At 68.7% G+C, this 23,619-nt stretch carries 15 protein-coding genes, 1 pseudogene and 2 CRISPR repeat arrays (1 of these 18 running past the window's edge); of the genes and pseudogenes, 8 read left to right on the top strand and 8 right to left on the bottom strand.

The genetic code is table 11. The features are described 5' to 3' along the window. Positions 1 to 620: direct repeats of the CRISPR family, unit length 29 nt; unit sequence GTTCGCTCCGCGCAGGCGGAGGTGGTCCG; it reaches 740 nt to the left of the window's first position. 372 nt (positions 621 to 992) lie between these two features. After that, positions 993 to 1,463 (top strand): annotated as a pseudogene (locus EDD29_RS46760) (CRISPR-associated endonuclease Cas3''); the annotation flags it as partial. Between the two features lie 696 nt (positions 1,464 to 2,159). Here EDD29_RS46760 and EDD29_RS09690 read toward each other — a convergent pair. The 6 genes from EDD29_RS09690 to EDD29_RS45355 all read right to left on the bottom strand — a co-directional run bounded on the left by EDD29_RS09690 (position 2,160) and on the right by EDD29_RS45355 (position 7,695). Next, complete coding sequence (locus EDD29_RS09690; protein WP_246053397.1) at positions 2,160 to 2,774, bottom strand: type I-E CRISPR-associated protein Cas6/Cse3/CasE; 615 nt, start codon at positions 2,772 to 2,774, stop codon at positions 2,160 to 2,162. 131 nt (positions 2,775 to 2,905) lie between these two features. After that, on the bottom strand, positions 2,906 to 3,775 hold the full coding sequence (gene cas5e / locus EDD29_RS09685; RefSeq protein ID WP_123664074.1) for a type I-E CRISPR-associated protein Cas5/CasD: 870 nt from the start codon (positions 3,773 to 3,775) through the stop codon (positions 2,906 to 2,908). Then, a complete protein-coding gene (locus EDD29_RS09680; RefSeq protein ID WP_123664073.1) occupies positions 3,772 to 5,112 on the bottom strand; it encodes a type I-E CRISPR-associated protein Cas7/Cse4/CasC in 1,341 nt (446 codons plus the stop codon). Before EDD29_RS09680 ends, cas5e begins: the two co-directional genes overlap by 4 nt. After that, on the bottom strand, positions 5,109 to 5,690 hold the full coding sequence (casB, locus tag EDD29_RS09675; RefSeq protein WP_246052648.1) for a type I-E CRISPR-associated protein Cse2/CasB: 582 nt from the start codon (positions 5,688 to 5,690) through the stop codon (positions 5,109 to 5,111). The genes EDD29_RS09680 and casB overlap by 4 nt, the downstream gene beginning before the upstream one ends. Further along, positions 5,687 to 7,273 (bottom strand): type I-E CRISPR-associated protein Cse1/CasA, encoded by a 1,587-nt coding sequence (casA, locus tag EDD29_RS09670; RefSeq protein WP_211359617.1) that lies wholly within the window; start codon positions 7,271 to 7,273, stop codon positions 5,687 to 5,689. The genes casB and casA overlap by 4 nt, the downstream gene beginning before the upstream one ends. A 245-nt stretch (positions 7,274 to 7,518) precedes the next feature. Further along, the gene (locus EDD29_RS45355) at positions 7,519 to 7,695 is read right to left on the bottom strand and encodes a hypothetical protein (RefSeq protein ID WP_170201338.1); all 177 of its coding nucleotides are present in this window, start codon (positions 7,693 to 7,695) and stop codon (positions 7,519 to 7,521) included. Positions 7,696 to 7,824: 129 nt separating this feature from the next. Here EDD29_RS45355 and EDD29_RS09665 point away from each other — a divergent pair, with 129 nt between their 5' ends. Next, positions 7,825 to 11,805, top strand: a complete 3,981-nt coding sequence (locus EDD29_RS09665) for a hypothetical protein (RefSeq protein ID WP_123664072.1) — start codon at positions 7,825 to 7,827, stop codon at positions 11,803 to 11,805. A gap of 646 nt (positions 11,806 to 12,451) precedes the next feature. Next, positions 12,452 to 13,822: direct repeats of the CRISPR family, unit length 29 nt; unit sequence GTTCGCTCCGCGCAGGCGGAGGTGGTCCG. 1,166 nt (positions 13,823 to 14,988) lie between these two features. Here the strand turns inward: EDD29_RS09665 and EDD29_RS09660 are convergent. Both EDD29_RS09660 and EDD29_RS44890 read right to left on the bottom strand, forming a co-directional pair. Beyond that, on the bottom strand, positions 14,989 to 15,549 hold the full coding sequence (locus EDD29_RS09660; protein ID WP_123664071.1) for a GNAT family N-acetyltransferase: 561 nt from the start codon (positions 15,547 to 15,549) through the stop codon (positions 14,989 to 14,991). Continuing rightward, positions 15,546 to 16,973 (bottom strand): helix-turn-helix domain-containing protein, encoded by a 1,428-nt coding sequence (locus EDD29_RS44890; RefSeq protein WP_483902881.1) that lies wholly within the window; start codon positions 16,971 to 16,973, stop codon positions 15,546 to 15,548. Before EDD29_RS44890 ends, EDD29_RS09660 begins: the two co-directional genes overlap by 4 nt. 241 nt (positions 16,974 to 17,214) lie before the next feature. Between EDD29_RS44890 and EDD29_RS09650 the strand changes: the two genes are divergently transcribed. Genes EDD29_RS09650 through EDD29_RS09625 form a run of 6 tightly spaced genes read left to right on the top strand, consistent with a single transcriptional unit; the run spans position 17,215 to position 23,616 of the window. Next, the gene (locus EDD29_RS09650) at positions 17,215 to 18,168 is read left to right on the top strand and encodes a glycosyltransferase family 2 protein (RefSeq protein ID WP_170201336.1); all 954 of its coding nucleotides are present in this window, start codon (positions 17,215 to 17,217) and stop codon (positions 18,166 to 18,168) included. Beyond that, positions 18,165 to 19,388, top strand: coding sequence for a methionine adenosyltransferase (locus EDD29_RS09645; RefSeq protein WP_123664069.1), 1,224 nt, complete (start codon positions 18,165 to 18,167; stop codon positions 19,386 to 19,388). The genes EDD29_RS09650 and EDD29_RS09645 overlap by 4 nt, the downstream gene beginning before the upstream one ends. Then, positions 19,385 to 20,230 carry a sugar phosphate isomerase/epimerase family protein gene (locus tag EDD29_RS09640; protein WP_123664068.1) on the top strand — a complete coding sequence of 282 codons (846 nt, stop codon included), beginning with the start codon at positions 19,385 to 19,387 and terminating at the stop codon, positions 20,228 to 20,230. Before EDD29_RS09645 ends, EDD29_RS09640 begins: the two co-directional genes overlap by 4 nt. Further along, a complete protein-coding gene (locus tag EDD29_RS09635; RefSeq protein WP_170201335.1) occupies positions 20,227 to 21,189 on the top strand; it encodes a Gfo/Idh/MocA family protein in 963 nt (320 codons plus the stop codon). The genes EDD29_RS09640 and EDD29_RS09635 overlap by 4 nt, the downstream gene beginning before the upstream one ends. Beyond that, positions 21,182 to 22,015 carry an AAA family ATPase gene (locus EDD29_RS09630; RefSeq protein WP_123664066.1) on the top strand — a complete coding sequence of 278 codons (834 nt, stop codon included), beginning with the start codon at positions 21,182 to 21,184 and terminating at the stop codon, positions 22,013 to 22,015. The genes EDD29_RS09635 and EDD29_RS09630 overlap by 8 nt, the downstream gene beginning before the upstream one ends. Then, the gene (locus EDD29_RS09625) at positions 22,012 to 23,616 is read left to right on the top strand and encodes a carbamoyltransferase C-terminal domain-containing protein (protein ID WP_123664065.1); all 1,605 of its coding nucleotides are present in this window, start codon (positions 22,012 to 22,014) and stop codon (positions 23,614 to 23,616) included. Before EDD29_RS09630 ends, EDD29_RS09625 begins: the two co-directional genes overlap by 4 nt. Positions 23,617 to 23,619: the final 3 nt, after the last annotated feature.

The raw sequence follows: 23,619 nt of genomic DNA, 5'->3' as shown, positions 1-23,619 counted from the left end.
GCGGAGGTGGTCCGTGGACGTCGGGCGCGCACGCCGCGGGCCCGCAGTTCGCTCCGCGCAGGCGGAGGTGGTCCGAGCGCCTGGCGCATCTTCTTCGGGGCGCCGTGGTTCGCTCCGCGCAGGCGGAGGTGGTCCGTGGGATCCTGGAGATCCCGGTCCACCTGAACGGGTTCACTCCGCGCAGGCGGAGGTGGTCCGAGCGTCTCCGCGGCGCTCTCCGAGACCGGATGGTTCGCTCCGCGCAGGCGGAGGTGGTCCGACGGGCGTGCTTCCGCTGCCGCGCAGCCTCGCGTTCGCTCCGCGCAGGCGGAGGTGGTCCGCCAGAGTGGCTCCAGGCCGCCGTCCCCCAGGGTTCGCTCCGCGCAGGCGGAGGTGGTCCGCTCGCGCCCCCCTTGAACACGCGCTCATGGAGTTTGCTCCGCGCAGACGGAGGTGGTCCGGCGTTCGAGGTGGCGACGCCGAACTGCTCCGCGTTCGCTCCGCGCAGGCGGAGGTGGTCCGCCGCCGCTCACATTCGCGGCGTCGAAGACGTTCGCTCCGCGCAGACGGAAGTGGTCCGACGGGGTCAACGTCGAAGGGCTCCCGCCTCATGTTCGCTCCGCGCAGGCGGAGGTGGGGCAGCCTGTGATCTGCCCAGTGTGTGGAGCCAACAGGGGTCAGGCGCTCGCACCGTTTTAGGTCGGGTCGCATTAACCATCGATGATCATGATGAATGGTTACAACGAGGTTTCAGTCCATTCGCGCGGCTCGGATCGATCGCGGTTTTGTCGGTGGGTTGTGTTTCGGTGATGCCGGGGTAATCGACGGACGGAGAAGGGGCGGAAATGAGCTGCGGGGGATCAGGGGTCGTGGATGTTCGGCAGTGGGGGAAGGACAAGGAGTTGCCTTCGGCGTACCCCGTGGTCTGCCACCTCATGGATGCGGCCGCAACAGCTGGGGCGCTTTGGGGGATTTAGTTTGGGAAGGGCGAGCTTGCCCAATGAAAGGGTCTCGTGTCCTTTTGGGCCGGTTTGCATGACATCGGGAAGGTGTCGCCGTCCTTTCAGGTGAAGGTTACGGAGCTTTTCCGGAAGATGGTCGACGAGTCGCCCGAATATGGTTCGGACGAGGCGGTGCCGTCGCTTGGACATCACGAGGTGACGCATTGGTCGCTCGTGCAGATTCTGCGGGATTTTGGTTACAAATCGGGCAGTAGCCCGCTGCGGGACGTGGGGCATCAAGTTGCGCAGATACTCGGAGGGCATCATGCGCGGTTCTGTGCTCCCATTTCTCAAGGGAAGGACTGGAAGGAGCCTTTGGGGCGAACGGGCGTCGGGGCTGGGAGGTGGGACGAGGAGCGGCGGCGGCATGCAGGGTTGCTTCGACGGCTGACCGGCGCGGAGGAAGGTCTGGACGAGCATCTGCCACCGTCGCTCGTCGTGCTCGCCCTCGGTGTGATCGTGGTGGCGGACTGGCTGGTGAGTCAGACGACCTTCATCGAGCCGCGCCTGCCCGGCGAAGGCTGGCGGGCTACCGAGGAGGAGGTGCAGGCCCACTGGGAGCGCGCGCTCGCCGACGCGCCTCAGCTGATCGCCGAAGCGGGCATTGGAGCCGCGGAGTTTCTGGACCTGCCGTTCTCCAGCCTCTTCGGCTTCGAGCCGAACAAGCTGCAGCTGTCCCTCGTCGAGCGGTTGCCGGCGATGGTCGACGGGGCCGGGATGCTCCTGGTGACCGCGCCTCCCGGCGATGGCAAGACCGAGGCCGCGCTCTACTCGGCCGGGGTCCTGGGTCGGGCGAGCCGGGCGACCGGGCTCGGCTTCTGCCTGCCGACGATGGCGACGACCGACGCCATGCACAGGAGGGTGCAGACCTATCTCCAGAAGGCCTTCGCCGGGTCTCCCGCGCTGACGAAGGTCCACAGCATGGCCTGGCCGTCTCGCGACGGGGCCGCCGACGCCGCTGCCTCGGCGGCAGAAGCACCTGCCGTGGCGAGCGATCGCGAGGCATCCGAAGAAGCGACGAAGTGGCTGCACACGGGCCAGCGCGGGCTGCTCGCTCCGATCAGCACCTCACAATTCAACCAGATGGTGGCGGGGGTCCTCCATCAGAGTTCAACATGCTGCATCCCCATCAGCATGGACTTGCCGCAGCCCCTGAGCACGCACAATGGGCGATATGGGTTAGCGGACGAGGATGAGGCCGCAGCTGTAGGCGCGGGCTTGGCCGATGCCCTGGGTGAGGGCGGTGACGAAGGCTTTCGGGGCGGTGATCGTGAAGCTTCCCTTGATCTCTGCGCGGGTGATGCGCAGGCCCTTGTGTGGTGCGGGGCTGGAGACCTGTGGGAGGAGGCGGAGCGCGAGCCGTTCGATGTCGGCGGCTGCTCCGATGCGGACAATGCCGTCGGGGGTTACGGCGGGTTCTCCGATCGGCTGCAGTCGGCGTGAGAACCATGTGCGGATGTGTTCGGGGCGGGTGTGGGGTACTCGGATGCCGCGTGTCTTCAGGGGCGAGCCTGGGGCTGGCGGAAGGTTGCGGAGCGCGTTGACGACTGTCCGGAATGCCACCCGGTCGCCGACGCGGAATGTGCGGTCGATGGTCAGGGTTTCCGGTGCGTCCGCCATGGCAGCCCGGGGGATTCTGCTCCAGTCAGCGGGGACGGATGATTGGACCACGAGGTTGAGTCGGGCTTGCCGTAGGTCGACGGTCCAGGTCGAAAGGATGCCCATCTGGGAGCGGGCGTCAGAGCTGCCGTCGTCCACCCAGCCGGCGAAGCCGCTCATGACGGTCCGGTGCATGTCCTGCGCGTCGATGAGGGACTTGGCGACGAAAGGGTGTCGGGCGTCGAGCGTCAAGAGGGTCTGGGTGGTGACGAATCTGGCTGCGCCGTCGGCACTTGAAGGCTCGTGCGGGGTGGTGGCCGGTGTGTTCACAGGATGATGTCCCATCCGCGGGCGTGGGGGGCGATGGTGATGGGCTGCCGGGTCTCCCAGCGCAGGCCGTGGACTCCGCCGTCCGCGCCGAACCGGACGGGTTGATCCGATAGCGGGCCGACGCCGGGGAGCGGGCGCGGGCTCTCGATCCACGCCGACAGACGTACGCCGGTCACCGGAACGCGCGGATCGTTCTCGTAGTTGTGCTCGTCGGGAAGCAGGGCGTGCGTCTCGAAGGCCTCTTTGAGGGTTCCGGGCACGACGTCCAAGGCAAGGTCTCCGGAGGGCGGGCAGGCCTTGCGCCCTAGCCAGAGGAGCCGTTTCGGGTGTTCCAGAGCATGCGCGATCCGCTCCAGGAGCGCCACATCAGGGTGCTCCAGCCCGACTAGGAAGGCTGCATCGGCGAGATACCAGCGCTCAGTGATCAGGGCGTGGCGGCGGACTTCCCCGGAGACCAGAGCCCCCGAGTCCGGATCCGGAGAGACATACTTTGGCGAGCCATACCAGCTGTCCAGCTCCCACCGCCCGAACAGGTCGGAACGCGCGTTCTCTGGAGCCTGGACGGCCTTGGCCGCACGCCGGTGGTCGGTGATGAGGTCCCGAGGACGAAGTGGATAGGTTCCTCCGCCGACGGTGTGGTAGTCGCGCAACGCTGTTCCCGGCCTGTCGGCACGGACTCCGAACAGGACCTTGGCGAGGTCTCCGAGTGGTTCCTCCCGATCCAGCCCGAGGGCCGCGGCGCACAGGCCGACGACGCCGGACTTCGTCGGCCGGTTCTGCGTGTCGCGGCGGGCGAACCTGCCGGTGATCCCCCACGATTGCAAGGGTCCTGCCAGCCGGATGAGCAGGACATGCGGGTCGCTCACGGGGTGAGTTCTCCGGTCCGTTCCACGACGCTCACAGAGCCGGGCAGCCCCAGTTCCTTCAGGAGCGTGTCGATCTCGGGGTCGTAGGTGAGCACTCTGGCGTTCTCCAGGTCCTCGCGGCGTCCGCTGACGAACGTGTGGTGGCGCAGCAGCCTGCGGACGGCAGCTGGTCCGGCCGGGCCTTCTCCTCCTGCCGACGCGGAGCGTTCGTCGACCGGCCTCTGGAACGCGGACGCGTAGTTGTAGGGGCGTTCCCCTTCGAAGGCGAGGACGAGCGCGGGGAGCGAGCCGGTGGAGGCTGTGGAGTTCTTCTTCGCCTCCGGGAACGCCTCGACGAAGGCGGTTACGAACTCCTTCTCTGCCTCGGAAGCTGCTGTCTCGGCCTCTTCCTCGTCCATGCCGGCGACCCTGAGATTGGTGCGGAGCTGGATGCGGTCAAGGACTGCATGCCGGTAGAAGGTGCCGGAGATGAGCGACTGGTATCCCGTCATACCGGCGCCCGCGTCGTCTGCGGCGTCGAGGAAACTGAGGGCGTTGCGCTTGCGGTCCAGCTTCGCGTCGTCGGCCGCCGCGTAGAAGTCCTCGATCTGCTCCGCCTCGTGCACGGTGAAGGCGTGCCCGGTCTGCACGGCGCCGTCGACGTTCGGGGAGTCTGGGATTTCTGCGAGGAAACGGCCGTAGAGGGCGATGTCGATCGCGTCACGGGGGGCGAGGGCGAGCAGGATCGCATCGCGAGTGGCCTTGGGCAGCGGCGGCAGGGTCGGTTTCGCCGAGGACGCTGATTCGGCATCTTCGGACGTTTCCTCCTTCTTCACAGCTCCGCGCCGAGGCTTCCGTGCGGCCAGCTCGGCTTGTGCAGTGAGGTACTCGTCCCGCCAGGCCCTGATCGCCTCCTCCTGCCCCGCGATGTGCTCCGCGATCCGCGCCGCGGCATCGGATGGCGCGAAGATGAGGACCCTCGTCAGGTTCGCCACCGTCCGCTTCTTCGGATCGCCGAACTTCAGGCCACTCGCCTCCATCACCGCGCGGGTCGTGGCAAGTGCCTCGTCCCTATCCCAACCGTGCTCCGTTTCCAGTTCACGGCCTGCCAGGATCGCCCACTCTCTGGTGCGCACGCCCATGCTTCGGCCGCTGAGCGCCCCTCGGCCGGCGTTCGCCCGGTCGCGCGTGTGGACTCGTTCGGCACGCCGACGGGCCTGACTGGTGATCATGTGACGCTCGACTCCCCCGAAGACAAGAGTCTTGGGCTGGGCGTTTTCGTCACGTACGGGCAGAACCGCCGCCAGCGTCTCGATCAGATGTAGAGACAGATACTGGCTCCGGGGTGCCTCGGTCACGAGGTGGTGTCCTTCCGCTTCGTCGGTGTGCTGCGAACGGGCCGGTCCTGGTCCGGCGGCGTGTGGAACTCGACGGACCACCAGTAGGCGATGCGAGCCTGGCGGTCGTTCCAGAAGATGAGGTCGGCGGTGAGCTCGCTCCAAGACGGGGGCGGCCGGTCGCAGGACCGCAGCCGGGTGACGGCGTGCTGGAGGTGGCGCCACGGAATTCCGCGGCTGCCGGTGATGCGGGCGATGAGGCGTTGGGCTCCGGGATTGTCCGGTCCGCGCCCTGTCCCATCTCCGATCCGGCGGGCTGCCTCGCCCAGGCTGCCAATGCCGGGTGAGGGGGCGGAACGCCCCTGGTGATAGATGGCGAACAGAAATGCGATCCGTTCGAAGAGGTCTCGGTGCTCATCGCCGCCGTACCAGCCCGCGCGGATGTGAGCATTCGTTCCGCCTCTCGCCCGGCGCAGTTCTGCGAGAGTCCCGTATTCACGATTGCGGACGAGCGTGGTCAGCCACGCAGTGAGTGCTTCGCCATCATGCGGAACGGAACTCCGCGCCAAGTCCATTGCCGACACATGCGACTCGGTCATCTGTGGATCTCTCCTCGCAGTTCTGCCGGTGCCCGAGTGTCGGCGATGTCGTCCTCGAAGCGCCGTAGGGCTCGGGCCTGGGCCTGGTGACTCCGGTCGCCCGGCGGCAGCCTGTCGAGGCGCTGATGCAGGTGTGTACGCGCGGTCGAGAGCAGGTCGGCCGTGTAGGCGAAGAGAGGCTCGGACACCGGATCCCGGGCCTCCAGCCCTCCTTCGACCACCTCGTCGAGCAGCTCATGGAAGGGCTGCTCCGCGGCGGGCCAGAAGGCCCACCGGGCATCGAGACGGGCTATCTGTCCCGCCTCGTCCGAGGGCCGCACCGCTGGAAAAGCCATCTCCGCGGCCACGATCGCCGCGCGCTTCAGGCTCCTCGCAATGTACTCAGCGATGTTGGACCCTCGCCAAGACGCCCGGTGCAAATGCTTCGCCATTCCGGGGGCGTAGGGGAAGGAACCGTGCGTCCACGCCACAGGAAGCGCCTGGTCGGCCAGTAGACCCACCGCCCACAGGTAATACGGAGCCCCGGAACCCTGCTGCTCCTGGGGCAGCAGACTGTGGAGCCGTGCGTACAAACCTGCCTGGCTTTCCACGACCGCGCTGTACAAGGCATGGGCCTCTTGCCAGAGCGCCCTGGTAGGGGACGGGCGCAGAGGCCTCTCCAGGCCGTTCGTCGTTCTGCTGTACACCGCGTCCTGGAGGTGCAGGCGAGGATCGAGGTAGAGAAGTTCACCGGCGCCTACTAGAACCCTGTCGACCAGGACCTCTCCGCTCGGTTCCTGCCTCGGATGCAGCAGAACAGACCTCCCGAGGGCGCTGTGGAGGTCCGCAGGGCCTCGGGGCACCCGGGGCTCCGTCTCCCTTTCGAAGGTCCGGCGCTTGATGTCGCCGCTCACCCATGACGTGTTGAGCGCGTCTTTCGGGTGGCTGCCGTGCGGATAAAGGTTCAGGCGCAGGGTCTCGCCGAGCGTACGGCCCAAGGCGATGACGCGGATGCGGCTCGCCAGCCGACCTGCGGCGAGATTGGTCACTTTGGCGCCGAGCCGGTCACCGGATATGCGGGCCCTGCCCGGAATACCGTAGACATGCTGGGTGAGGGTCGCGCGGAATGCGTCGGCCGCCGGAAGGGAGCGGTCTGTGTGCAAGTGCTCGTGATTGAAGTGGAGGGAGTAGTCTCCGGCACGCTCTATGACCAACTGGGCGGTTCCGGTGCCCTTGTCGCCGAAGTCTGCCTTTAGCAGAGAGTTCTGAAGCAGAGGCATCTCCTCGTGGAAGAGATCCCAGGCTTCGTCCGGCTGCTGGTCCAGCCACGCTGCGGCCGAGGAGAGGTCCATTCCCTCGGTGATCCAAGAACGCCATTCCGCGTCGGAGGACGGACAGGTACCTGACGCGAAACAGATGGCCAGCAGGTACTCGATGACCGCGACCGTCTCACCCGGCGACGCGCAGTCGACGGCCATGAGGTCCTCGGCCTGTCGAAGGAGTTCGCTCATGGAATGCAGTGCGGTCGTCCCGTCGAGCGCGACCGCGGGTATGCAGGGTTCGTGACGCGGGTCCCAACGGGGACACCCGGCAGGCCTGAACACCGCTTCCTCCGTTCGTGCAGCACCACGTCGGCGCGAATGGCATCCGGAGTTCGCCGAATACCGTCATTTCACGCTTGGACTCCGTCATGCGATGAGCACGACGGAGTCCGCGCTTCACTTGCAAGTACCGCCGATAGACAGCGTTCTATCGAATCTCAGGGGGTCGGCGTGGCGGATTCCCTGTTTTGGGTGCCGAACACCGGTTCCGGCCGAGGTCCCGAGGTGAGAACTTCGTCATTCCATACTCAGCGCGCGCGGCGGCGGATGAGAATGGCGAGGGTGGTGCGGGCGTCCTTGCGACGGTCCGCGCTGGGGGCGAGGACGGAGATGAGGGCTACGACGAACATGACGCCCGTGTACATCAGGCCGGCACAGCCGCTCAGGGCCGCCGCGTAGTAGAGCAACTGCGAAACCTCGAACATGGATCAGCTTCCTTCCGGGAGTCGAATCTCGGCTCGTGCGATGTCGGCTCCACAGTCGCGAAACCGGGCGGTGGTCCCCTAGTTTCACTGATCTCCGTTTCCTCGTTTGCGCAGGTAGGACCCAAGATATTGGACGACGTCGGCCTCGAAATCAGCCAGGTCGCGGATCTAGGGAGGGGTGAAGCGATCGATACCGGCAGGGCCGCGCGAGACAGGCTGGCCGCGATGCTGAACGAACTGTGGAGCGCCTCGGGCCTGCGCTACAACCAGGCGTCCAAGCTCGGCATCGACAAGTCCTTCCACAGGTGGCGGGGCGGATCCGCCCCGTCCTCGAAGCACACCGAGACCTTCTGGACCGTTCTTGATTCCCTGCATCAGGTGGCAGGTCGAGACTTTTCCGAGAAGTCCGAGTGGAGGGCCGCTCTACGCGCGGCCCAGGAGGAAGCCGATCGCCAGCGCGACCGGCAGCTCGGCCGGTTCTGGGCGCAGAGCACCGATCACCGGTTCGTACAATTGCACGGTCCCGGTTTCGACACCGCAGCGGCCGAGCCACAAGAACGCAAGCATGAGCGTAAGGCGATGGACGCTTTCGTTCTCGGTCAGAGCTCCGAGGCCGCGTCTTACCTATGCTGGTACGCCGACGCTCCAGTCGGCAAGACGACGCTGCTCGCCGACTACGTCCGTCAGCCCCCGGTCGGCGTCGACATCCTGAACTTCTTCGTCTCCCCCTCCCACGGCACCGACACACGTGAGGCGTTCGAGGCCGAGATGATCGCTCAGATCGGCGAGCTGACTCGTTCACCGCCACTCAGCAATCCCAGAGGCGTCAGGGAATGGAAGGCACTCTTCACGCGGGCGGCCGACGCGAGCGTGAACAGAAAGCGGCATCTCGTTCTCGTCGTCGACGGCCTCGACGACGACGTGGCCTGGTCGGGGCGCGCGGCCGAAGGAGCAGCCCTGGAAGGGGTCAATGGCAGCATCGCCGCACTCCTCCCCGGGGCTCCGCCGCCCGGTATGCGGGTCGTCGTCTCACTCAGGCGCCGCCTTCGCTTTCCCGACGATCTCTCCACCCGGCATCCTCTGCGGAGCGGAAAGAGCCTGTCCCTGCGAGAGCTACGGCAGCTTGAAGGCGCACTTCCAGCTCATCGGCTGCTGCCGAGCGTCGACCTCAGCGAACCTGTGACAGGCATGCTCGCAGTGGCGGGCGGCGGCCTTCGCGCAGCCGATCTGGCAGAACTGACCGGGATCCCGCTGGCCGATCTCGACCAGCGGCTGGAGGGGCAGTCTGGGCGCTCGTTCATCTTGGACGATCCGGTACTCCAGACGTATGCCCTCGCCGATCCGAGCATCATCGAGTCCGTCCGGACGCCCTCGGACGAGGCGGAACTGGCCAGGTACAAGCACGAACTGCTTGATTGGTCACGAGCCTGGCGCAAGGCCGGCTGGCCAGCCGGTACCCCTCCGTTTGCGGTGATGCATCAGCTCCGATTGCTCACCGACCCTTCCGAGCGCGTCGACTACGTCCTCGACACAGCCCGCCTGCGTCAGCTCGCGGCCGAGCAGGGCCCTGACGTAGCGCTCGCCCAACTCGGCTCCCTCGAGACAGAAGCCCGCCGCGCGGAAGAAACCTCCCCCAAAAGCCTGGCGGTGTTCGTCCGGCTCGCTGCCACGCGAGCCGTGCTCAACGGTGAGCCACGAGATGTGCCGTTCGGCGCGCCCGCCCTCCACGTCCGGTCAGGCGAGGTGGAGCGTGCCCGAGCGCTCGCGCGTTCCGCACCGACGGCCGACGCGCAGAGCATGCATCTCGCGGATGTGGCGGTGGAGATGGCGCATGCGAGAAGAGTCGGCGCAGGGGCCGTCGCGCAGGAGGCCGCTGACCGGCTTGCACAAAGCAACGCGGGCTACCCCGGCATCCACCGAGATCCCGCAACGCATGTGCGACTCCTCGGTGCAGCCCGTGCGCTCATCGACCTGGATCGTCCCGATGCCGCCCGCCCGCTGCTCCGTGCCGTGATCGGGGATCCGGTGGCCGAAGTCGAAACGCTCGCTGAGGCAGCCGGAGCGCTGGCCGAGATCCGCGACCCGGAGATCGAAGAAGCACTGCACGCTCGGGCCGACGCGCTGAGCGCAGGCAGTACAAGCGCCCGCGCGGCCGCCGTTGACCTGTGGGGCGCCTTGGGGCATTTTGTGCCCTCGCTCAGCACGACTGCCGGAAATCGCATCGAACTCATCTGCGACGAACTCGATCGATCCGACGGACTCGCCGCCGTTGACGTCCTGGCGCTCAGCGCCTCCGCCCTCTCCCAGCTACGGCACAAGCGCCCGAAGAAAGCCCTCAGGCTCGTCGCGGAGGCAAGGACCCGAATCAGAGCAGCGCTCACCGACCCGGAGTCCTTGACCGCCGAAGACCGAGCCCACCTGGGCCGAGAGCTATCCGGCACACTCACGCGTCTGGCTCTGGCGATACACGACGTCGACCCTCGACTTGACGTCACCGAGGAACTACTGGATTCCCTGCCCGTGGATCTGCGGGTGGGCCTGCTCGGGGACGATATTCGGCGACGGGCAGCGACGGTCGCCGAAACCGCCGTGGCACGCAAGAAGCAGGCGGCGCAGGACCGGGCTGCAGCAGCCAAGGAAAGGAAGGACGAGGAGCGCAGGGAAAAGGATGCCGAGCGCAGAAGGTTGAGCGCGGGCAGAAAGGCGACCGAAGCCGAACGCAGAGGTCGAACCATCGCGCAAAGCGCGCTGAAAGCGGAGACCGAGCAGCAGGAGAGCCGCTCCAAGCGAACACTTAAACACCTGGACGTGACCAGACATCGTCCGGCGGCAGGGCTGGCGTTCGCCGTCGACGACCCGTTCCCCGAACGTCTGCAGTTGCTGCAGGAAGCGGACACCCGCCTGAGCGCAGGAGACGTCCTGCGCGGCAGGGGCGCGCTGGACCAGGCTCTGCGCCTCTCCCCGGCGCTGCGTGCACGACCGTCATTCCCGCCGACCTGGACGGTGCATCTCGCGCAGGCGCTAGGTACGGCAGGCGAGTTCGACCTGGCCGAACGCCTCACCGAGAGCACGCCGGAACGCGCCCTCCATCTCGCAGCCCTCTCCCTCGGGTGTTCGCTCGGCAGCCACCCGGTCGAGGCACTTCACTATGCCCATGAGGCGGCACGTCTGGCCGTCGCAGGCACCGACCCCACCATTCCGGACAAGGTCGCCCGCGCTCTCGCCTGGGCCGGAGAAGGACCCGCCGCGACGGGACGCCCCACCCACAGCCGCGAGACGCTGACCGCCATCGCAGCCGGCCTCGTCCGCCACCGCCCCGAGGAGTCGGCCGACATCGCCGAGGCCCTCGCCGAAAAGCTCGCACGGCGGTCTGCCGCAGGAAGCGTCTTCCGGGTCCTCCCCGAACTCGCGGCCCTCCTGCTCGCCTATCCGGACATCCGACGACCCGGCCCACGACTCACCGCAGCACTTCTCGAGGCCTCATACCGCCTGCGCGAGCCGAACACACCATTGCACCCGACTTCGATGGCGGTGGTCGCGCTGCTGGCACACCTCGGCCTCCTCAGCCAGGAAGCCACCGACGCCGTAGCGGCTACCGCGACCAGATGGCGAACCTCCCTCCGGCCAGGGCAGGACCCTATCGGAGAACTCACCGTGCTCTACGCCTTGGAAGGCGGCCCCGCAGCTGTCAGCAATCATGAGAAAGCGGCGTCCGCTCCAAGCGCTCGCGCAACGGTGCATCTCACGGCCGCAGCGTACTACTCGGGAGCCCCGGTCGCCTTGACCGTGGACAAGAGAGCCGAAGACAGAGTGACACGAATCTGCCTCGCGTTGGCTCACGCGTGCCACGATGACGGCCCACCGTCCGAAGCCGAAGCCCGAACCCACATCAAAAAGCTTCTAGAGGCCAATGAGTGGGCGCACACGATCCCCTTGAGCCCACGCCTCTTCCCTGAAGCCCTCCCTCCCCTCATCGCTCTGACGAGGGACGCATTATCGCCACGTGTTCAGTGGCCAGGAATCCGCGACGATCGCTGGATGGGGTACCGGAGTCGGATTCCGACCGGTCAGGCCGCTTTGCGGGGCAAGAGATACACAAACCTGGCTTAAAACCCGAACTGGGCGTAGTCCAGGAATCGAACCGGGCGCGGTCCGAAGGGCGTCGAGGTGGTGGCAGCTACCTAAACGACCACAGCAGTGCAGTGATCCAAGGATGCCCGAGTCGGAGGGGTCGGGTCCTCTTCCTCGATAAGGACGAGAATCTAGCGTTCACGGCGGCAGAGAGCCAACGTAGTGGAAGGGCGGCGACGGTGTGCATGGCTTGTTCACATCGCGTCAACTCAGTAGCACAGGCTGCCGGACTCCCTGAAGGATCAGATGGTGGCGGCTCAGTGATTCAGGACATGTGTTCGATCAGGTCGTCGCCCAACCGATCACGACGGGCGAGCGGAGTGAGATAACCGCCGCCTACCGCACCACCACGGCCGGACGATGTGACTTATCGATGAGGCCGCCGAGCGTGTTCGGAGCGGCCTCCCATTATCTGCGGAGCGCTGCGGGCCGGCGGAGCAAGGGTTAGTCCTGTACCTGTGGCCCTGTTGCAAATCTAGTCAAAAATGTCCGTTCAGTCCCGTTTCGGGTATCCGACCACATGAGACCAACCAGCTTCTGAGAGCTACGGTAGTGCGCATGCCGCACAGCAACCAATTAAGGTCTCAAAATTGTAACGCACTCACTTAGTCCGAGGTCGCGAAGGGTTCGCTCCGCGCAGGCGGAGGTGGTCCGTGTGACGTGTGGCAGAACCTCCGCCGTCTGATGTTCGCTCCGCGCAGGCGGAGGTGGTCCGTGTGACGTGTGGCAGAACCTCCGCCGTCTGATGTTCGCTCCGCGCAGGCGGAGGTGGTCCGCGCTACGACGCCGAACGCCGCCAGGTCGAGTCGCTCGCTCCGCGCAGGCGGAGGTGGTCCCTGTTCGTGTCGGGTGACACGGGTGTGCTCGTCGTTCGCTCCGCGCAGGCGGAGGTGGTCCGGCGTCGACGTGCCCGACCTCGACGCCGTGGTGGTTCGCTCCGCGCAGGCGGAGGTGGTCCGAGCAGGTCTTCGAACCGGACGGCAGGCACCTCGTTCGCTCCGCGCAGGCGGAGGTGGTCCGCCGAGCACACCATCGCCCGCTGGGCCGAGCTCGTTCGCTCCGCGCAGGCGGAGGTGGTCCGTTCGCGCCGCACCAGTTCGGCGGCGCCGTCGAGTTCGCTCCGCGCAGGCGGAGGTGGTCCGACGGAGCCGAGGATGCTGCCGACATTTCCTGCGTTCGCTCCGCGCAGGCGGAGGTGGTCCGGCGGCGGCGTTCACTCTGCGGGGCCGCTCGCAGTTCGCTCCGCGCAGGCGGAGGTGGTCCGGCCCTGAGCCTGGGACTCAGGGCCTCCCTTCCGTTCGCTCCGCGCAGGCGGAGGTTGTCCGGCGATGGAACCGTTCTTCTTCGGTTTCGCGCCGTTCGCTCCGCGCAGGCGGAGGTGGTCCGTTGTCGAACCGCTTGGCGATGTCGACGAACCAGTTCGCTCCGCGCAGGCGGAGGTGGTCCGTTCGACAGCCCGACGTAGAGGACGTGCGGGGCATTCGCTCCGCGCAGGCGGAGGTGGTCCGGCGGGGTCACGAAGCGCGCGGTGGCGGCGGCTGTTCGCTCCGCGCAGGCGGAGGTGGTCCGCCGAGCCCGTCGCCGCCCTCGACGCGATGGGGGTTCGCTCCGCGCAGGCGGAGGTGGTCCGAGCACCCCGGCCAGGGGTGTCCCTCGGTTCTCGTTCGCTCCGCGCAGGCGGAGGTGGTCCGGACGAGTACGCCGACGTCGTCGCTGGCGCCACGTTCGCTCCGCGCAGGCGGAGGTGGTCCGGCGCCCGCGACCTATCTGGCCAGCATGCGCGGGTTCGCTCCGCGCAGGCGGAGGTGGTCCGTCCTTAAGGGCCTCGGCCTTGGTGCTCCAGGTGTTCGCTCCGCGCAGGCAGAGGTGGTCCGCCCAAGCACGAGATCCTCGCCGCCATGGTCGCGTTCGCTCCGCGCAGGCGGAGGTGGTCCGCTCCTCGCCTACTACGGGACCTCCGACAGCGTGTTCGCTCCGCGCAGGCGGAGGTGGTCCGTGGGATTCGCTGGTCCGCCTCAGGCCGTTCGCTTCGCGCGGGTGGGTCGCCCGGCTTCGGCTCATGTCTGTGAGGGGGCGGGTGGGATCCGCCCCGGCCACTTTGGCGCATCTGATCGTCCGGCAGGTGTGCCTCGAGTCGGAGGCGACCAATCCGACATTCTCCGTCTTCGTGTCTCCCTGGCCGTCGATCGCCATGCGATCGACGGCCAGGGAGACACGGCCTTCGTCGGCGAGGGTGAACGGGGTGGATACCGAGTGGGGACCTGGCATCGGAGGCTCAAGCCATGCACTTCCCAAGTGCTGCACATGATCGGACCGCGCCCGGTCCGGTCCATGGCGGGTTCCGGTTCAGGGCGTAAGTTGCCTTTATCTATCTCTTGCCCCGCGAAGCGGCCTGCCTAGTCCCAGCGGCAGAGCCCATGCTCTTCTGGCCATGACGGGCACGGGGCATTCGTCATCGCTGCGCAGCGTAGCGGGCAGCCTGCGCCGATCAGTGCGAAGGCGCGATGAGCTGCTTGGCGCAGGTTTGAAGTATCGGCTCTGCCGATCAGGAGACGTGCAGGCTGCCGAACGGCCCAGAAGCTGCTTCGTAAGCCGCTGAGCGGCGAAGGGCCGACTGTCGGGCCAACGGAGACGCCACGCAGCTGGCGAGATCACCTGGCGCGCAACGGGGCTTCGGAATCCCGCCAGGGCCGAAGGCCCCGCGGCGACGTCAGCGGGGCGGCTGACCCACACTCGGGGGTGTCCCCAGTCCATCGTCGCGGTTCGGCCGCTGCGATCCGAGTCGATCCGCTCGATCCGGATCGTTCCGCAGCGTGCGGAGAACTGCTCTTGCCCTCAACGCCGGAACAGCGGTGAGGAGCTCTCATGGAAAGAATGCCGGATGCTCGTTGAGCCCCGCGCACCGAAAGTCCCTCTGGGGCACCTCACCAGGCAAGCCGTCGCCACTCGGGATGGTGCCGGGCCGTTCCGCACGCATCCGCTGCGCGGAACGGTGCGGAACGGCGCGGAACGCCATGCTCAAGCTCTCGGAGAGGCGCCGTCACTCGCCTATCCCGAGTTCCGCGAGCGGCTGTGCCTGCGACGAAGGCCGGCAGGCGATATCGGACCTGAGTTTGCATCCTGCCTCTGACCAGATCCGAGCCGGGCATGTGACCTTCCAGCTCAAGGCTCCTGGTCGTCGTTGCGGAGGGAAAGGATCAGGGCATCGAAGGTGGGGGCGTGGGGTAGGTCGGGGCGTAGGCGGCCGACGGGGTGCCAGCCCCAGCGGAGGTAGGCGGGGTAGGCGGGGTTGGTGGGGCGGACCAGGAGGGTTGCGCGTTGTTCGGGGCGGTGGCGTAGGAGTTCGTTGTGGAGGGCGTGGGCGATGCCGCGGCCGGTCCAGGCGCGGCGGACCATGATCTCGGAGAGGGCGAAGGTGCGGGTGCCGGTTTCGGTGGTGAAGCTTGGTTCGGGCTCTGCGTCCAGGCCGTTCCACCAGGCGGTGTCGGGTGGGAGCGGCCACCCCCATGCCTGGCCGACGATGTGGCCGTCAGCCAGGACGAAGACGAAATCGAAGTGCTCGCGGCTGGTGTAGGTGTCGAAGCGGCGCATGAACTCGGAGCCGGCGCGGAACGGGTCTGTCAGCGTCTCGGCGTAGGCGTCGGCGTGGACGTCTTGGACGGTGTCACGGTGGGCACGTGCTTGAGCGGCGGTGAGCCTTTGGAAGGTCAGGTCGGCGGTCATGCGGTGAGAGCCGGGAAGTCGCGCGCGGCGGCGTCGAATCGGGTGCGGAATTCCTCGTCGGGCGAGGCGTTCCGCACCGGTGCGAGGGTGCGCAGCACTCGGGCCGAGCCCAGGGACGCACCGAGGTCCCCCAGTGCTTGAAGGCCCTGGGATACGGCAGTGTCGAGGTCACCGACCGTGCAGAGCGCACCGGCGAGGTACGCGCGGTAGACGGTGAGGTCCCGTGGTGAGCGGTTCTTGTCGGCGAGGACGTCGAGGTAGAGGGTGACGGACCGGCCTGGCTCGTCGAGGGCTTCGGCGCCCATGGCCTGGTAGCCGGTGATCTCCGATTGGGTGATGAACCGGGTCCAGGGCAACTGGTCTCCGTGGTCGTGGTCCAGCGCGCGGCGGGCATGACCGGTGTGCTCATCGAAGGCGAGCCGGTCGCCGAGACGGGCGTGGGCGAGTGCTTGCCGGAGTGAGATGAGCGCGTGCAGGGATGAAGAGGCCTCGTAGCGAGCAACCGCGGCGGCACGGTCGCTGAACCGCAGTGCCTCGCGGGCGTATCCGCGTTTCCCGGTGGCAGCGGCAAGGTGGGTGGCCTGCTGGGCGAGGTTCACGGCCGCGTGCACCTGGATGGGGACGACGCCGCTGGAGGCCGCGAGATGATCTGCCTGCTCGTACAGGGTGCGGGCCAGGTGCTGGTCTCCTGAGTCGTAGGCGAGCCATCCGGCGACGATCGCGAGGTCCGCGGTGACGGCCAAGAGCTCGCGGCCGGTCTGCTCGGTGTAGTCGCTGTCGTCGAGCATGGCGCGGGCGCGCCGGTATGTCGCGATGGCCTCGCGCAGGACGCCTCTGCCTCCGGCGGCGGCGTCCGCGCTGCGCAGGCGGTTCAGGCAGGCATGCAGATAGCGCAGATGCCCATGGTCGACGCGCGCGGGTGGGGGCAGCGTGGCGGCGAGCGCCGTGCCGAGGGCCGTCTGGCCGAAGTGCCGTCGATCCACGTTCTCGTCCGATTCCCAGAACCTGCGGGCGTCGTCCTCATCCTGCCCTCCGTTGCGGTGATCTGCACCCAGGACCAGCGGGATCAGGGCATGGCGCGGCATTCCGAGGGCGTCGGCGATTCGCAGGATCTCGGCGATGTCGTAGGCGGTGCGCCGCTCCCCTCGCTCGACCTTGGTGACCACCGATTGGCTCCAGCCGAGGAGCTGGCCGAACTCCAGCTGCGACATCTCGCACGCGCTTCGGATCACGGCGACGACCGCGGCCATGTCCGCGCGCGCCAGGGCTTCTCGCAGCAGCTCCGAGTCCCAAAGCCAGCCGGGCGCGTGGCCACGTGCGCGGGCCTCCGAAAGGCAGGGCGCACAAAGCGGATCGGGGTTGTACCGCGAGACCCGTGTGCGTCGGCACGCCGGGCAGAGCCGCTCTTTCGCCGTCTGACTCATCCGCCGCCTCCGCGAGCGTGTGTCCCCGTCGCCGACCGGCGCGAGTCCTGTGGTGATCAGCCCTGCCGACACCGTAACCGCGGCATGGCGATCTGTTAGGCCGATGTGGCCTGACCGTTGGTCACATCCCCATGACGAATCGCTGTTGGGCGAGCGGCCCGCCGCCGCGAGGCTCCTCGGAGAAGGAGGTGAGGCGGCGATGCCCAAGATGGCGAGATCCGACCGCCCTACGACATCGGTGGTGGTCAGCGCACGCGGAGCGAGCCGCGAGCGCCTGCCGGATCTACTGGAGGCGCTCGGCGAGCAGGCGTTCGCGCCGGGGTGCATGGAGGCGGTGATCGTGGACAACGACCCGCCCGGGCCCGTCCGTCGGGTGCAACGGCTCGTCATGGGCCGTAGCCGGCCGTTCCCGGTTCGGGTAGTCCGCGAACCGCGGGCGGGACTGAGCGCGGGCAAGAACCGCGGAATCGGTGCGGCGCGCGGAACCTATGTGGCCTTCATCGATCCCGATGTGATGCCCGATCCGCTGTGGCTTGAGGCTCTGACCGCCGCCATCACCGCTGAGAAGGTGTTCGCGGTCGGCGGCCGCACCACAGTGGAGTACCCGCAGGGCGCGCGCTTCGCTTCCCCGGTGCTCGCCGAATGCCACGGCGCCGTGAGGTGGCCGTCCGACCGAGCCGAGGCGCTGTGGCCATACTGGGTGACGGGCTGCAACCTCATCTTCCACCGGCAGACCGCGCTGGAGATCGGCCTGCTGCGCACCGATCTCGGACGGCGCGGCCGGTGGATGGGCGACTGCGAGGACCTGGAGTTCCTCGACCGTGCGCGCCAGCGCGGCCTGCGAATCCTGATCGAGCCCGCGGCGCACGCCGTGCACCCGATCTACCGGTCTGAAACGACGCTCGCCTACTACCTGCGCCAGGGCATCGGACACGGCGTCAGCCTCGCCCGCATGCACACCAGCGTCCACGTCGAGCCCGCCGCGATCCGAGCCGACCGCGGCGATGTCCAGGACGCGCTCGGCTGCCTGGTCGGCTCGTGGGCGTTCACGAGCCCGACCGACGCGGTGACCGGGCTGCGTGACCTCGCCCGCATCGCCGCCTACCGGGCCGAGAAGGCCCGGCTCCTGCTGTCCGGGCAGCACCTGCTCCCTCCCCGACCCATGAACGATCCCGCGAAGGAGAACACACGATGAAGGTCTCCGCCGTGACCGTGCCGAGCGCGCCCGGCCTGGAGCTGGTCGAGCGCAAGGGCGCCGGGCACCCCGACGCCCTCGCCGACGGCGTCGCCGAAGCGGTCTCCCGCGCCTACAGCACCTACTGCCTGGAGCATTTCGGCGCGATCCTGCACCACAACACCGACAAGACCGCCCTGCTCGGCGGCGCCGCAGAGGTGACCTTCGGAGCCGGCCGCCTCACTGCCCCGATCCAGGTGCTGGTCAACGGCCGCCTCACCCCCGCCCTCGGCGGCCACCGCATCCCCGTCGACGACCTCGTCGACGGCACCGTCCGCGCGTTCCTCGGCGACGCGCTCCCGCTCTTGGACGTCGACCACGACATCGAGGTCCGGCGGCGCATCAGCACGGCTTCCAGCCCCGGTGCCGTGCACGGAGACACCGACCAGCAGGAGGCAGGCCGGCGCTTCTGGTTCGCGCCCCGCACCATCGACGACCTTGCCGAACGGCGCAGGATGTTCGCCAACGACACCAGCGCCGGGGTCGGCTATGCCCCTTACAGCATCGCCGAGCGCCTCGCCTTGGCCGTGGAGCGGCACCTCACCTCCCCCGGCTTCCTGGCCGCCCACCCGTGCTTCGGGACCGACGTCAAGCTGATGGTCGCCCGCAACGAGCAGGACATCTCCCTCACCTGCTGCGTGCCCCAGATCGCGGCCCACACCCCCGACCTGGACACCTACATCGCCCACCGTGACCTCGCCCGCCAGACCGTCCTCGCCCTGGCGCACGACATCGCGCCGGGGCACCGGATCACGGTCGCGGTCAACACCCGCGACGACGAGGCCCGGCGGGAGCTGTACCTGACCGCGACCGGGTCCAGCATCGAGTCCGGGGACGAGGGCGTCGTCGGCCGTGGCAACCGCGCCAACGGCCTCATCTCGATGTTCCGGCCGTGGAGCGCTGAGGGAGTCTCGGGCAAGAACCCCGTCTACCACGTCGGCAAGCTCTACAACCTCGCCGCCCAGCGCGCGGCCGAGCAACTGTACGTGCTCACCGGGCAGGAGTGGGCAATAGCGCTCGTCTCCCAGTCCGGCCGCGACCTCGACGACCCCTGGCAGGTCCTCGCCCAGACCTCCGGTCCCGCAGAGCCGCGCCTGGTCCGCCAGGTCGTCACCTCTGTCATGGCCGATCTGGACGCGCTGCGCACGGAGCTGCTGGCCGGGAAGCTGGCCACCGCATGAGCGCCCTCACGCCCTGCCTCAATCCCGCGACGCTGTCCGGCCTCGCTCTGCCCGACTTCCTCTTGGCCGCGGCCGCCGCGGGCTTCACCTCGGTCGAGGTCCCCATCCAGCAGGTCCTCGCCCACGGCCCCGACCAGACCGCGGGCCTGCTGGGCGAACTCGGCCTGAGCGTGGCGGCTGCCTCCGGTCTCCTGCCTGCCGGACCCGTCCTGCCGCACCCGATCCTCGTCGATTCCTTCTCCGAGGCACTGGAAGGCCTGGATGAGCGGCTGGCCGCGATGAGCACGATCGGCTGCCCGGTCGCCACGATCGTCGTCAATCCCCGCTCCCACCGCACCCGCGAGGACGCCCTGGCCACCGCCGCCACTCGGCTGCGCTCCCTGGCCCGGATCGCGGGCGAGCACGGCGTGGTGCTTGCTGCCGAAGCCGTCGGCGTTCAGAGCGGTCTGCCCGCCGACCTTGATGGCCCGAACCCGGTCCTGTCGACGTTGCCCGAACTCGCCGAGCTGCTGGAACGCGTGCCCCGCGTCGAGGCGTGCGTCGACGCCTTCCACTGGGCCGCCACCGGCGCGGACCCCTCCGCAGTCGCCGGTCTGAGGATCGGCCACGTCCAGATCGCCGACGCCCCAGCTCTGCCGACGGACCGGTGGACCGACGAGGCACGGCTGTTCCCCGGCAGCGGCCACCTGCCCTGGGCCGAGTTCGCCGAAGCCCTGGCCTTGGGCGGCTATGCCGGGCCGGTCTCGGTCGAGCTGTTCAACCCCGTCCTTCGGGCGCTGCCGGAGAACGAGATCTGCACCCGCGCCCTGCACGGGGCCCAGACCTGCTGGGAGGCATCGTGAAGCCCCACAAGATCGCCGTGGCGGGATGCGGCGCCGCCGCGTTCGGCCTTCACCTGCCCGCGCTGACCGCCTCGCCCGCCTGGACCGTCACCGCCGTCCTGGACCGCCAGAGCGAGCGTGCCACGTCCGCCGCCGATCAGTTCGGTGTCGGCACCATCGCAAGAACGCTGCCGGAGCTGCTCGACGGTGCCGACATGCTCGCCGTCCTCACCGGGGTGCACCACGTCCTCATCGCCGGGGCGCTCGCCGCGGGCGTCCACGTCTTCACCGAGAAGCCACTCACCCTCGACGCGGCCCTCTCCGCGCGGCTCCGCCTCGAGGCCGAGCAGCGCGGCCTGCTCCTGGAGGTCGGCGCAATGCGCATGCACGACCCCGCCCTCTACGACCTCAGAGCGACGATGCCGTCGGTGCGGGGCGGCTGGCTGGTCAAGGCCGACGGCGTCGACGCCGCCGCCCGCTCCCGGATCCTTCCGGAAGGCTTCGCGCCCTACACCTTCACCGACGACCCACCCCAGCCCGTCCCCGACGGACTCGCCCCGCACCAGGAAGCCGCACTGAAGGTGCTGCTGTGGGAGGGCTACCACCAGCTCACCTCTCTCCTGACCGTCGCCGGCCCCGCCTACCCCGCAGCCTGTGCGATCGGTCCGGACCACGCCGTACACGCCATCGTGACCGACGACCACGGCAGGCCCTACTCGATCGTCATCGCCCGGCCCGGCCCCGGCGTCTTCACCGACTCCTTCCACCTGATCGGCCCCGACGCCCCCGCCGACCTTCGCTGGCCCGCCCCCTACAGCCCCGCGGGCGACGCCGATCCGTTCACCGCGATGTGGGCCGCGGTCGCCGACGCGCTGACGTCCGGCACGTCGACCGGCAGCGCCGCCCTCTCCGTCCAGGTCGAAACCCTCGCCCTCGGCCTCGCCCGGATCACCACGACCCTCGGGAGCATCCATGTCTGAACCCGTGATCGCCGCATTCGACGGGCCACCCGGCGCGGGGAAGACCTCCCTGATCTCCCAGCTCGCCACCACCTACCTGGACGCGGCGGTGTGGTTCTCAGAGCCCAACCACCACTTCACCGCTCACGACGCCACGGGCCCGGACCTCTCGCGCTGGTTCCTGAAGCGCGAGGCCGATCAGGCCCGCCGCACCCGCGAACTCGCCGAAGACTCGGCAACCGGCCTCATCGTCTCCGACCGCAACCACCTCGGCGCCCTGGCCTACTGCTACGCCGCCGACCCCGGCGACGCCATGCCCTACGACGACGCCCTCGCCTTCTACATGCGGCACGTGCAGCCGCACCAGTCGGAGCGGCTGCGCACCATCGTGTTGCTGGTCAGCCCCCAAGTGAGCCTGGACCGGCGCGGCAACTCCGCCGAACGGGCCCGCTGGGACCGGTGGTACGACCGCGGCCTGCTGGAGCGGCTGCACATCTTCTACCGCGACATCGCGCCAAGCCTGGGCCCCAACCGGCCGCTCGTCATCAACACCGACAACCTCACCACCGGCCAGGTCTACGCCCATATCTCCGCCCATCTGACCGCTGCAGGACTTCCCTTCACCCCGACTTGGCCGATGATGCCCGGCCGCCCCGTGCTCCACGAGACGGTCGCCGACGTCTACGCCGCGCTCGGGGGCTTGGACGTCCTCGGACACCCCGTCACGGACCTGCTGCCCTGGCGGGGCGGGCACGTCCAGATCTGCCAGCTCGGCACCCTGCATCGACCGCCGTCCGAACCTGCCGGGCTGTGGAACCCGGCTTCGGTAGCGGAGGTCTCCCGATGACCGCGGTGATCGGCATCAACCTCGGCCACGACGGCGGAGCGGCCCTCCTCACCGAGGACACCATGGTCGCCACCAGCGAAGAGCGGCTCAACCGCACCCGCTACAGCCCCGGCTGGGAGTCGGCCCTGCTGTACTGCCTGCGCGCCGCCGGCCTCACCCTCGACAGCATCGATCTGGTCGCCGTCAGCGGCCTCGGCCACACCCTTCCCGATCCCGCCCGCGTCGGCCTGCACCACCTCGCGCAGCTCCCGGTCCTGCCCGTCGACCATCACCTCGCCCACGCCTACACCGCTTACTGCCTCGGTCCCGCCGCGGAGGCGACCGTCCTGGTCGTCGACGGTGCCGGGAACGGCGGCGACACGGAGACCTTCTACGCCGCCACTCCAGACGGCATCCAGAGGCTCGGCGGCAACCCACCCCATCGACCGCGTGCCGCCGGAATCGGCGCCACCTATGAGGCCTTCACCAACTGGCTCGGCTGGCACGAGCAGGAGGCTGGCAAGACCATGGCGCTCGCCGCGCTCGGTGACCCGGGCGCCTACCCCGAACCCCTCTTCGAGATCACGGGCACCAACGCCCGCGGCCGCCTGGCCGCCACTCACGCCCGCGGCGTCGCCGAACTCGCGCGCACTACCGGCTGGGACTTCGGGCCGCCAGGCAGCCGCGGCCGCCATCCGCGCGGGACCGACGCCGCCGCTTACCTCCAAGCCCAGACCGAAGCCGCCCTCTGCCTCCTGGCGACCAACATCGTCACCGCCACCGGGTTGCCCGACCTGTGCTTCGCCGGAGGCGTCGCTCTCAACTGCGTGGCCGCCGACCGGATCCGCCGCCTGCCCGCCGTCTCGTCCTACTTCGCTCCCCCGCCTGCGAGCGACCGCGGTCAGGCCCTCGGCTGCGCCCTGTGGGCCTGGCACCATCTCACCGGCGAACTCCCCCGCCGGCCGCTGTCCGCCGATTCCTTCGGTCGGCCCTACAGCAACGCCGAGATCGAGGCGGCCCTCCGCCGGGACCCGCGCTCCGGTCTCATCGAACGACGTCGCACCGGCTTCGTGTGGCGTCGGGAGACCGACATCGCCGTCACCGCCGCCCAGCTCATCGCCGACGGACGACTCATCGGCTGGTTCCAGGGCGGCAGCGAACTCGGCCCGCGCGCCCTCGGCCAGCGCAGCATCCTCGCCGACCCCCGCGACCGCACGGCCGCCGACGCCCTCAACACCCGCATCAAGCACCGCGAGCCCTTCCGACCCTTCGCGCCCGCCATCCTGGCCGACCACGCCCACCTCTGGTTCGACCTCGACTCCCCCTCCCCCTTCATGCTCCTCGCGCCTCCGGCCCGGGCCGACCGCCCCGGCGAGATCTCCGGGGTCCTGCACACCGACGGCACCGCCCGCGTCCAGACCGTCGACCACGACCAGGCCCTCACCCCCGTCCTGACCGAACTGCACCGCCTCACCGGCGTCCCGATCGTGCTCAACACCAGCTTCAACGACCGCGAACCGATCGTGGAAACCCCCGCACACGCCCTCGCGACCTTCCAGGACACCGACCTGGACGCGCTGTGCATCGGTCCCTACCTGGTGGAGAAGGCCGACCTAGCATGAGAG

Origin of the sequence: Actinocorallia herbida, assembly GCF_003751225.1 — a bacterium.
Lineage (GTDB): Bacteria > Actinomycetota > Actinomycetes > Streptosporangiales > Streptosporangiaceae > Actinocorallia > Actinocorallia herbida.
This window is presented reverse-complemented; position numbering and strand designations above follow the sequence as displayed.